Raw genomic sequence first — 10,135 nt, 5'->3', positions numbered from 1 at the left:
GTGGGGGCCGTAATTGGTTCCGGGTATCTGTGACTGGTTTAGCGCCGGGGGTGTGTTCGGGGGGGGGGTGGTGGTTTTTTTGTAATAGTGGCGCGCTCGCTCACCAAACTGTCGGTGTCCTTAAAAAATCGTCGGTTGGGTGTACATTTTCGGTTTTTTCGGGGCCGCCCGGACGTCGTATTTTAACCACTATGTATTAATATGTGTATTGGTCGCTGCGTCCCGGGCCGGGCACGTAGCCAAGCTTGGTCCGGCCACGACATGCTCGAGTGATTCAAGAAAGTACAGGAACAACTGGGGAGTGTGGGCATGTCGGGTGCTGTGTGGGTCATGGTGGCTGTGGGAGTATTTGCGCTCATCGTGGTGGTGTTGGTGACGCTGCTGCTGATTGGCCGTTTCAGCAGCAAAAAACCCGATGCATCTGTTGAATGGCCGCATCCACGCCCGCACGACCAAGCGATCCCGCCCAATGGATCGCGCTAGGGGCGTCCACAACGACGTCGCCGCCATGCGCCCGGCGAGGGCGTGCCAAACTGGCGGAGGCGCATGAATTTCATACGCCCCCGCCAGCATGGCACGCCGCAGGGAAGGCTACTCGGCGGCTTCCTTGCGTGAACCCAGCTCGGCGTCAAGGCGCAGCAGGCCATTGCCGTCCCCGCCGATCAAACGAACGCGGCCAATGATTTCCCCGACCGAGGCTTCTTCTTCCAACTGCTCCGAGATGAACCAGTTCAGCAGCGGGATGGAGTCGATGTCGCCCTCCTGCTGGGCCAGACGGTACAGGTTGCGGATGGACTCGGAAACCTTTTGCTCGTGTGCCAAGGCCGCTTCGAACGCCTCAAGCACCGAGCCGATGGTGACATTCGGGGCCGTGATGGTGCCAATTTTGGGCTGGGCATCGCGGTCTGTCATGTGGTCGGTGAACTTTTGCGCGTGCTCGAGTTCCTCGCCGGACTGTGCAAGGAACCAGCCGGAGATGCCGGGCAGGTCTTGGACGTCCATTTCGATGGCCAGCTGGCGGTACACCACTGCGGCTTGAATTTCAAGCGTGACTTGGTCGTTGATTGCGTCTGCGAGTTTTCCTTTAAGATCCATGTCTCAACGCTATGGCCCGATGCATCCGCTGACCAGTAAAAGTGGCCCACTTCACCGCCTGGTGTGCCCACATTGCCGCCGATGGCTGGCAAACGCCCTGCCTCGGGTAAGTTGGGTAGGGAAAGAAATCTCACCGGATTCGTCGCAATCCACTGAATTTTCGTAGGAGACAGCTCACCCATGGCCAAAATCATCTACACCCTGACAGACGAAGCGCCCAGGCTGGCAACGTACTCATTCCTGCCGATTGTCGAGGCCTTTGCCTCCACGGCCGGCGTGGACGTGGAAACCCGTGACATCTCCTTGTCCGGACGCATCATCGCCGTGTTTGGCGACTACCTCACCGAAGAACAGCGCGTCGTCGACGCCCTGGCTGAATTGGGTGCCCTGGCCAAGAGCCCGGACGCCAACATCATCAAGCTGCCGAACATCAGCGCGTCCATCCCGCAGCTGAAGGCGGCTATCGCCGAACTTCAGGGCCAGGGTTTCGCCCTGCCGGGCTACCCGGACGACCCCTCCACGGACGAGGAAAAGGACGTGCGCGCCCGCTACGACAAGATCAAGGGCAGCGCCGTCAACCCGGTCCTGCGTGAAGGCAACTCCGACCGCCGCGCACCCCTGTCGGTCAAGAACTACGCCAAGGCCAACCCGCACAGCATGGGTGCCTGGTCTGCCGATTCCAAGACCAACGTTGCCACCATGGCCGACGGCGACTTCCGCCACAATGAGAAGTCGGTTGTCATCGAGGCCGATGACAAGATCAAGATCCAGTTTGTCGCCGCCGATGGCACCACCACCGTTTGGAAGGACTCCTTCCCGGTGCTGGCCAACGAGATCGTCGACGGAACCGTCATGCGCGCCGCAGCACTGGATGAGTTTCTCGCAGCCCAGGTTGCGCGCGCCAAGGAAGAGGGCATTCTGCTCTCTGCCCACCTGAAGGCCACCATGATGAAGGTTTCAGACCCCATCATCTTCGGCCACGTGGTCCAGGCCTACTTCCCGGAGCTGTTCGCCAACTACGGTGAAGCGTTGGCGGCTGCCGGTCTGAGCCCGAGCCACGGCCTGGCCTCCATCCTCAACGGCCTCGGCGACTTGCCGCAGGACGTCCGGGAGGGCGTCGAAGCTGCCATCAAGCAAGGCTATGAAGACGGACCGGCCCTGGCGATGGTTGATTCCGACAACGGAATCACCAACCTGCACGTGCCCTCCGACGTGATCGTGGACGCTTCCATGCCCGCCATGATCCGCACCTCCGGCCACATGTGGGGTGCGGACGGCCAGGAACACGACACTCTCGCGGTACTGCCTGACAGCAGCTATGCCGGTGTGTACCAAGCGACCATTGACGACTGCCGCGCACACGGCGCCTTTGACCCCACCACCATGGGCACAGTGCCCAACGTGGGACTCATGGCCCAGGCCGCAGAAGAGTACGGCAGCCACGACAAGACCTTCGAAATCAACGAAGCCGGAAGCGTGCAGATCGTCAACGCGGCGGGCTCGGTGCTCATTGAGCACACCGTGGCCGACGGCGACATCTGGCGCGCCTGCCAGGTCAAGGACATCCCCGTCCGCGACTGGGTCAAGCTGGCCGTCACCCGTGCCCGCGCCTCCGCAACTCCAGCCGTGTTCTGGCTGGATGAGACACGCGCCCACGACGCCAACCTCATCGTCAAGGTCAACGAGTACCTGTTGGACCACGACACCGAGGGTCTTGACATTCGGATCATGTCCCCGGAACAGGCCACGACCTTCACCTTGGAGCGCATCCGCCGGGGCGAGGACACCATCTCCGTCACCGGCAACGTGCTGCGCGACTACCTCACCGACCTGTTCCCGATCTTGGAACTGGGAACCAGTGCCAAGATGCTCTCAGTGGTACCGCTGATCGCGGGCGGTGGCCTCTTTGAAACAGGTGCCGGCGGCTCAGCTCCAAAGCATGTCCAGCAGCTGATCAAGGAAAACCACTTGCGCTGGGATTCGCTGGGCGAGTTTCTGGCCCTGGCCGTCAGCTTCGAACACCTGGCCGTCACCGAAGGCAACGCCCGGGCACAGATCCTGGCCGACACCCTCGACCGCGCGACAGGCACGTTCCTGCTGGAAAACAAGTCCCCGAAGCGCAAGGTCGGCGAGATTGACAACCGTGGCAGCCACTTCCACCTGGCCAAGTTCTGGGCACGGGAACTGGCGGCCCAGGACATCGACGCCGAGCTGGCCGGCGCTTTCGCTGCAGTGGCTGCAGATCTGGGCCGCAATGAAGACGCCATCATTGCCGAACTCGGCGGCGTGCAGGGCAACCCGGTTGATCTGGGCGGCTACTACCACCCGGATGCCGAGAAGGTTGCCGCCATCATGCGACCTTCGGCCCTGTTGAACAAAGCCATCGCCAGCCTGGTGTAACCACCACGGCTCGAGCACGGCCGGGCCATCCGGCCCGGGAAGAAAAGAACTCGTCCTTCACAGGGCGGGTTCTTTTCTTGTCCCACGCCCTGCCGAGCTTGCGAACTGGCAGGAAAGCATCCGTTATCAGATCTTTACGATAAAACGTGTTCCACGTCACATACTCAAGGGTAGGGTCAGATCACGTGAAGCCAATTATCACGTGGAACGATGGCGTTCCGCGGGTATTGATGCTTATGGCGAAAGGCTGATTCATGAACCGCAAGAGAGTTATGACCACACTGGCTGCGGCCGCCACTTTTGGAATGTTGCTGGGAGGGTGCGCAAATCAGGCGGCCCCGGAAGGGGGAGGGTCCTCCGACGGTGGCAATCAAAGTGCCGTTGACATTCCGGCACTGACATCCGTTGACACGCCCAAGGACGCTGTTTTGCCCGCCGGAGATGGAAAAGCCAAATGTCCCTCAACTACAACCTTGGCCTATATTGGTGCGCAAACCGGTGCAAATGCCCAGTTGGGCATCAACATCTTCCAAGGCATCCAACTAGCCATCAATGAACACAACGAGGCGAATCCGGACTGCCAAGTGGCGTTCAAGAAATTTGACACCGAAGGGGATCCGAACAAGGCAACAGGCCCTGTCACCCAGGCAACCAAGGAAGCAAACATCATTGGCGTTGTTGGGCTCCCGTTCTCGGGTGAGTCCAAGGCAACCGGCAACATCTTCGAACAGGTCAAGATGGTGCACATCACCCCTGCAGCCACCAACCCCGGATTGACCGAGAACGGCTGGACAACGTTCTTCCGCGGCCTGGGCAACGACGCGGTCCAGGGGCCCGCAGCAGCCAAATTCATGACAGACAAGCTGGGTGCCAAGAAGGTCTACATTGTTCAGGACGACTCCGAATACGGAATCGGTCTGGGCAAGACCACCTCCGACGCCCTCGGAGATGCGCTGATCGGCACCGACAAGGTCACCCAAGGCCAGAAGGACTTCTCGGCCACGATCTCCAAGATCATGAACTCCGGCGCCGACGCGGTGTTCTACTCCGGCTATTACGCTGAAGGGGCACCGTTTGACCAGCAGCTGGTCGCCAAGGGCTACACCGGTACGTTCGTTGGACCGGACGGGCTCAAAGATGACCAGTTCATCAAGCAGGCAGGCGACGCATCAAAGAACGCGTACTTCACCTGCCCCTGCATCCCCGGTGAATTGATTCCGGACTTTGCCAAGGCTTACAAGTCATTGACAAACATGGATCCGGGCACGTACTCCATTGAGGGCTACGACGCCACTACTGTCCTGTTGGCCGGCATCGACGCGGGCAACCAGGACCGGGCGAAGCTGCTCGACTGGGTGAATAACTACGACGCCGACGGATTGAGCAAGCACTACAAGTGGAATGACAAGGGCGAGCTGCAGGCCCCGACTGTCTACGGCTACAAGGTTGAGAACGGCAAGATCGTTCCCATCGGTCCCATCGGGGAGTAATCCCGCATATCGGCAATGCTGTGGGGTGGGGGAACCCGTCCCGCAGCATTGCCATGCACGCACCTCCCCGCCCACTTCGCAGGATCCAGGGGCCGCGGTCACAATCTGTCCCGGCACCCCGTAAGAAACGGACAATCCTATGATTCCAACCATCCTCACAGCCGTGCCCGCAGCCAACGACTGGATTACCCTCGACTTTGTTGCCCTGGGGCAGAACTTTTGGTCAGCCACCTTTGACGGCCTGACATTTGGCTCCATTTACGCCCTCGTGGCACTGGGCTACACCCTCGTTTACGGTGTCCTGAACCTCATCAACTTTGCCCACTCCGAAGTGTTCATCATGGGCTGCTACGCCGTGTTCTTCACGCTGAGCTTTTTGGGCTTTGGCCCCTCCGCGCCAAACTTGGGCGTCGGGCAAATCGTCCTCAACCTCCTGCTGGCGCTGATAGCGGCCATCGTCGCATCGGCACTCACGGCGTTCCTGCTGGAACGGCTCGCCTACCGACCGCTGCGGAAACGCAATGCACCGCGCTTGGTCTTCCTCATCACGGCCATCGGTGCATCGTTTACCATCCAATACCTCATCTTCGTCTGGCGGGGCCCGGTGCCCGAGCAGGCGTTGACCATGTTCCAGACCAAACCCATTTTCAACGTCTTCGGCACCATCATCTACTCGGATCAGATCTTGATCGTGACGGCCGCCGTCATCATGATGGTGATCACCGAGCGCTTCATCAGCAAGTCGCGGACAGGGCGCGGCATCCGCGCCGTGGCACAGGATCCCGACACGGCCACGCTGATGGGCGTGAACAAGGAAAAAATCATTATCACTACCTTCGTCATCGGCGGTGTCCTGGCCGGCGCCGCCGCACTGTTCTACGTCATGAAGATCCCCTCGGGCGTGGTCTACAACGGAGGCTTCATCCTGGGCATCAAGGCCTTTGCCGCAGCCGTGCTTGGAGGCATCGGCAACGTCCGTGGCGCCCTGCTCGGCGGGCTCCTGCTGGGCTTGATTGGCAACTACGGGCAGATCCTGTTGGGCAACTCCCAATGGACGGATGTTGTGGCGTTCCTGGTGCTGGTGCTGGTGCTGTTGTTCCGCCCAGAAGGCATCCTGGGCTCGTCATTGGGAAGGAGCAAGGCATGAGCATGTTCGACGGTCCCAAGCCACTTAATACGGCCAAGTCCGATCAAGCCAGCACTGACATGGAATCCTCTGGTCTGACGCAGGGATCCAGCGCAGCCGCCCCGCGTCCCAACCGAAAATTTGGTGCCTGGAGTGATCGTTGGCGGGAGATGCCGCGCCAAAAGCAATGGCTGGTCCTGATCCCCATTGTCATCGTGGCGTTCCTGCTTCCAGTCGTCAACCCACCGTTCATCACCACGGAACCGGGCAACGACTGGCCCCTGGCCTGCCAGCTCATGGCCATCTATGCGCTGGTTGCCGTGGGGCTCAACATTGTCATCGGCTATGCCGGGCTGCTTGACCTGGGCTACATCGCTTTCTTCGCCGTGGGTTCCTACACGGCGGCGATGCTGACCAGCCCGGACTCCGCATTCATCAAAATCCCGTACCTTTGGACCCTTCCCGTCGCCATCGCGGTCTCCATGTTCGTCGGCGTCCTGCTCGGCCTGCCCACCCTTCGCCTGCGAGGGGATTACCTGGCCATCGTCACGCTTGGTTTCGGTGAAATCGTCCGAATCCTGGCCACCATCATTCCGGCCATGAAAGGCCAACCAGGCTTTCAGAACGTGGGCCACCCCCCGGGAGTCGGTGCCGACGGAATCCCCATTTTCGCCAACTCCAATGGAACCCCCTGGTATTGGTTGACCCTGGTGATCCTCATCATCATTCTCTTCCTCGTGGGCAACATGGAGCGCAGCCGCGTGGGCCGCGCCTGGATCGCCATCCGCGAAGATGAGGACGCTGCAGAGACAATGGGCGTGCCCACCTTCAAGTACAAGGTCTGGGCGTTTGCCCTTGGGGCCGGTGTTGGCGGCTTGGCCGGGGCGCTCATGGGCGGTCAGGTCGGATTCGTGAACAACCAGAAGTTCGACGTCGTGACGTCCATTTTGTTTGTTGCGGCAGTGGTCTTGGGCGGCTCGGGCAACAAGGTGGGGGCCATCCTCGGCGGGGCGCTTGTCGCCTACATCCCGCTGCGGTTCACCGCCATTGCAGAATACAAATTCCTGATCTTCGGCTTGGCCCTGGTCTTTATTATGATTTACCGTTCGCAGGGCCTGTTGCCCGCCAAGCAGAGGCTGTTGGCATATGGCACCAAGGCGTATGCTGCGGTCAGGAAGGAAAACTCCGCCCGAGTGAGGAAAAACGGCGACCCGGGCGCGCCTGGCGGCACTGCAGGATCGGGCCTGCCTCCTGCAGCGCCGGAACCCAATGCCGAGGGGGCAACATCATGAGTGGAGAAGCAGCTGGACCGCAGAGCCAGGCGGGCACGGTGGTGCTCGGTGGATTAGGTGCGGAGGCGGGCGATGCCATTGCCCCTGAGCGGGACTTTGCCGTTGGGGTCGGTGAGGATCTCGTGGAGGTAAAGAACCTGACCATGAAATTTGGTGGTCTTGTGGCGATGGATAACGTCAGTTTCACCATCAAGCGCGGTGAGATCCTGGGGTTGATCGGTCCCAACGGGGCCGGGAAAACAACCTGCTTCAATGCCATGACCGGTGTCTACAAGCCGACCAGCGGGGAAGTGTTGCTTGAAGGCAAACTGCTCAACGGCATGAAGCAGCACAAAATCACGCGCTCGGGACTTGCCCGAACGTTCCAGAACATTCGCCTCTTTGCGGAGATGACGGCGCTGGAAAATGTAGTGGTGGGTTTGGACGCCCGGCACAAGACAAGTGTGGTGGGTGCGCTGGTTCGTTCCGCCCGGCACATACGGGAGGAAAAGAGCGCCATTGCCCGTGGCATGGCCCTGCTGAACTTTGTTGGCATTGGGCACCAGGCCGCCACACTTTCCCGGCACCTGCCCTATGGCAGCCAACGGCGGTTGGAAATCGCCAGGGCGCTGGCCACCGATCCCAAGCTCTTGTGCCTGGATGAACCGGCTGCCGGCTTCAACCCTGCAGAAAAAGAAGAGCTCATGGCGTTGATCCGGACCATCCGGGACGACGGCTACACGGTGCTCTTGATTGAACACGACATGAAACTTGTCATGGGCGTCACGGACAGAATTGTGGTGCTGGAATTTGGCAAGAAGATCGCCGACGGCAGGCCGCACGACATCCGTGAGGACCCGCGCGTAATTTCCGCCTACCTAGGGGAGCCTGACGATGAGTTTGCTTGAGCTTGAAGATGTCTCGGTCCACTACGGGCGGATCCAGGCAATCCACAACATGTCCTTCACCGTGGAAGAGGGCGAAATTGTCTCCTTGATCGGCGCCAATGGGGCGGGCAAGACCACCACCATGAAAACCATCTCCGGCCTGCTGAATCCATCCACCGGAACCATCAAGTTCATGGGCGAGGACATCACCAAGATGAAGGCGCACATCAGGGTGGTCCAAGGCATCTCCCAGGCACCGGAAGGGCGTGGCATTTTCCCGGCCATGACGGTACTGGAAAACCTCGACATGGGCACTTATGGTCGCAAGGACAGAAGTGGAGTGGGGGAGGACCTTGAAAGGGTTTTCACGCTGTTCCCGCGGCTGAAGGAACGTGAAAAGCAGTTTGGCGGCACCATGAGCGGTGGCGAGCAGCAGATGCTCGCCATTGGCCGCGCCTTGATGTCCCGACCCAAGCTGCTGCTGCTGGACGAGCCCTCCATGGGTCTGGCCCCGCAGTTCATCCGGCAGATCTTTAAGATCATCACCGAGATCAACGGCCAAGGGACCACCGTGCTGCTGGTGGAACAGAATGCCAACCAGGCCCTTGCCAGGGCAAACCGCGGATTTGTCCTGGAAACAGGGGAAATCACGCACAGCGGAACAGGAAAGGAACTGCTGGCCAACCCGGCGATCAAGGAAGCCTACCTCGGCGTCGGCTGATCTGGGCCCGTCGTCGAGTGTGTGGAAGCCGCCCACCCGACCAACGCTCCCGCACCTTTTGCACTGAAATCGGCAACGCTCCTGCAACGACTGCAGGAGCGTTTCGGGTTTGGCCCCGAAACCTAGACCACTCGGAATCTCCCGCTAGCTTCTGGTGGTCTCCGCCTCGCCGGGCGGGGTGGACGGGGCTGGCTCGGAGCCGGCATGGGCGGTCGTGAAGCCCCCGGGGTTCGCGGCCCGGATGGTGGTCTGCGGACCAGCGGGATCCGCACGCCGGCGGCGTCGAGGTCAGCCTTGAGCCGGGCGCGCATCGTGCGGACGACCGCCCACTGCTGCAGCGGCCGGGTGCGGAAGACGAGCAGGATGGTGATGGACTCCCCGGTCTGGTCCTGCACGCCCCAGATCTCGGGATCGCCCAGGATCTCGGGGGACCACTGCGGGTCCTGCTGCGGCTTCTGCGCGGAGGCGAGGATCAGGTTGTTCACCTGGGGAATCTTTGAATCGTAGGGAACCAGGATGTCCAGCACGGCCCGGACCAGCACTGGGAGAAGCTGCCCACGCGCAGTATCTCGCCGTTGCGCACATGGCACAATCTGCCGACGACGTCACGGACCTGCGTGATGCGCAACCCCACGCCCCGCACCTCCCCACGGTCCACGTGGTTGCCCATGCCGAACTGGTTCTCGGCGACGAGGAAGATCCCCGAGAGGTAGTCTTTCACCAACGCCCGAGCGCCGAAGCCCAGTGCAGGACCGAGCCGACGGTCTGGGCCCGGTGGGCCCGCCGGGCCACAGCGATGGGCGATTCCTGCACCAGCCAGCGTTATCCGTCCTTTTCGGTCTTCGGACGCTCCTTGGTCAGGACGGCCGCATCGCTGGCGGCAATGTGATCGGTGGTCCTGCAGATGAGCCGCCGGATGAGGTAGTTCAACACCACGCCGATGGCGATGCTGATCGCGATCTTCAACGTCCGGTCCAGCCAGATCAACCAGTTCCACAACGGTGAGGCTACGGTAGGGGCAGCAATGGACAACGACAGGGACACGTGTAGAAACTAGTGGCCATCCCCGGGCCGGGGCGAAACGGCGTCGACATCCGGTCGAAGACGAACCCCGGTTGGACTGGACATGAAAAACCCCACAGCCG

11 protein-coding genes are annotated in these 10,135 nt (G+C 60.9%); 7 read left to right on the top strand and 4 right to left on the bottom strand.

The window, feature by feature from the left end:
* Nucleotides 1-309 precede the first annotated feature (309 nt).
* Complete coding sequence (locus tag QMG25_RS04515) at nucleotides 310-483, top strand: hypothetical protein (protein ID WP_283457634.1); 174 nt, start codon at nucleotides 310-312, stop codon at nucleotides 481-483.
* A gap of 108 nt (nucleotides 484-591) precedes the next feature.
* Here the strand turns inward: QMG25_RS04515 and QMG25_RS04510 are convergent, their stop codons facing one another.
* Nucleotides 592-1,095, bottom strand: coding sequence for a ferritin (locus QMG25_RS04510; RefSeq protein WP_283457633.1), 504 nt, complete (start codon nucleotides 1,093-1,095; stop codon nucleotides 592-594).
* Nucleotides 1,096-1,275: 180 nt separating this feature from the next.
* On the opposite strand from QMG25_RS04510, the gene QMG25_RS04505 reads away from it, so the two are divergent.
* The 6 genes from QMG25_RS04505 to QMG25_RS04480 all read left to right on the top strand — a co-directional run bounded on the left by QMG25_RS04505 (nucleotide 1,276) and on the right by QMG25_RS04480 (nucleotide 8,990).
* On the top strand, nucleotides 1,276-3,495 hold the full coding sequence (locus QMG25_RS04505; RefSeq protein ID WP_283457630.1) for an NADP-dependent isocitrate dehydrogenase: 2,220 nt from the start codon (nucleotides 1,276-1,278) through the stop codon (nucleotides 3,493-3,495).
* Nucleotides 3,496-3,749: 254 nt separating this feature from the next.
* Nucleotides 3,750-4,985, top strand: coding sequence for a branched-chain amino acid ABC transporter substrate-binding protein (locus tag QMG25_RS04500; protein ID WP_283457627.1), 1,236 nt, complete (start codon nucleotides 3,750-3,752; stop codon nucleotides 4,983-4,985).
* 139 nt (nucleotides 4,986-5,124) lie between these two features.
* Nucleotides 5,125-6,132 carry a branched-chain amino acid ABC transporter permease gene (locus QMG25_RS04495; RefSeq protein WP_283457625.1) on the top strand — a complete coding sequence of 336 codons (1,008 nt, stop codon included), beginning with the start codon at nucleotides 5,125-5,127 and terminating at the stop codon, nucleotides 6,130-6,132.
* On the top strand, nucleotides 6,129-7,403 hold the full coding sequence (locus QMG25_RS04490; protein WP_283457623.1) for a branched-chain amino acid ABC transporter permease: 1,275 nt from the start codon (nucleotides 6,129-6,131) through the stop codon (nucleotides 7,401-7,403). Before QMG25_RS04495 ends, QMG25_RS04490 begins: the two co-directional genes overlap by 4 nt.
* A complete protein-coding gene (locus QMG25_RS04485; protein ID WP_283457621.1) occupies nucleotides 7,400-8,290 on the top strand; it encodes an ABC transporter ATP-binding protein in 891 nt (296 codons plus the stop codon). The genes QMG25_RS04490 and QMG25_RS04485 overlap by 4 nt, the downstream gene beginning before the upstream one ends.
* Nucleotides 8,277-8,990 carry an ABC transporter ATP-binding protein gene (locus tag QMG25_RS04480; RefSeq protein WP_283457618.1) on the top strand — a complete coding sequence of 238 codons (714 nt, stop codon included), beginning with the start codon at nucleotides 8,277-8,279 and terminating at the stop codon, nucleotides 8,988-8,990. The genes QMG25_RS04485 and QMG25_RS04480 overlap by 14 nt, the downstream gene beginning before the upstream one ends.
* A gap of 122 nt (nucleotides 8,991-9,112) precedes the next feature.
* On the opposite strand, the gene QMG25_RS04475 is transcribed toward QMG25_RS04480, so the two are convergent.
* From QMG25_RS04475 to QMG25_RS04465, 3 genes are all read right to left on the bottom strand, one after another.
* Nucleotides 9,113-9,532 carry a hypothetical protein gene (locus QMG25_RS04475; protein ID WP_283457933.1) on the bottom strand — a complete coding sequence of 140 codons (420 nt, stop codon included), beginning with the start codon at nucleotides 9,530-9,532 and terminating at the stop codon, nucleotides 9,113-9,115.
* Nucleotides 9,472-9,660, bottom strand: coding sequence for a hypothetical protein (locus tag QMG25_RS04470; protein WP_349307110.1), 189 nt, complete (start codon nucleotides 9,658-9,660; stop codon nucleotides 9,472-9,474). The genes QMG25_RS04475 and QMG25_RS04470 overlap by 61 nt, the downstream gene beginning before the upstream one ends.
* Nucleotides 9,661-9,812: 152 nt before the next feature.
* Nucleotides 9,813-10,034, bottom strand: coding sequence for a hypothetical protein (locus tag QMG25_RS04465; protein ID WP_283457616.1), 222 nt, complete (start codon nucleotides 10,032-10,034; stop codon nucleotides 9,813-9,815).
* Nucleotides 10,035-10,135: the final 101 nt, after the last annotated feature.

The organism is Arthrobacter sp. H35-D1 (genome assembly GCF_030063185.1).
GTDB lineage: Bacteria > Actinomycetota > Actinomycetes > Actinomycetales > Micrococcaceae > Specibacter.
The sequence above is the reverse complement of the archived record's forward strand: the minus strand, read 5'-3'. Positions and strand labels throughout refer to the sequence as shown.

What these genes read in the sequence shown, in the direction of transcription:
- QMG25_RS04515 (WP_283457634.1), top strand. Translation starts at nt 310, where the DNA reads ATGTCGGGTGCTGTGTGGGTCATGGTGGCTGTGGGAGTATTTGCGCTC.
- QMG25_RS04510 (WP_283457633.1), bottom strand. Translation starts at nt 1,095, where the DNA reads ATGGATCTTAAAGGAAAACTCGCAGACGCAATCAACGACCAAGTCACG.
- QMG25_RS04505 (WP_283457630.1), top strand. Translation starts at nt 1,276, where the DNA reads ATGGCCAAAATCATCTACACCCTGACAGACGAAGCGCCCAGGCTGGCA.
- QMG25_RS04500 (WP_283457627.1), top strand. Translation starts at nt 3,750, where the DNA reads ATGAACCGCAAGAGAGTTATGACCACACTGGCTGCGGCCGCCACTTTT.
- QMG25_RS04495 (WP_283457625.1), top strand. Translation starts at nt 5,125, where the DNA reads ATGATTCCAACCATCCTCACAGCCGTGCCCGCAGCCAACGACTGGATT.
- QMG25_RS04490 (WP_283457623.1), top strand. Translation starts at nt 6,129, where the DNA reads ATGAGCATGTTCGACGGTCCCAAGCCACTTAATACGGCCAAGTCCGAT.
- QMG25_RS04485 (WP_283457621.1), top strand. Translation starts at nt 7,400, where the DNA reads ATGAGTGGAGAAGCAGCTGGACCGCAGAGCCAGGCGGGCACGGTGGTG.
- QMG25_RS04480 (WP_283457618.1), top strand. Translation starts at nt 8,277, where the DNA reads ATGAGTTTGCTTGAGCTTGAAGATGTCTCGGTCCACTACGGGCGGATC.
- QMG25_RS04470 (WP_349307110.1), bottom strand. Translation starts at nt 9,660, where the DNA reads ATGGGCAACCACGTGGACCGTGGGGAGGTGCGGGGCGTGGGGTTGCGC.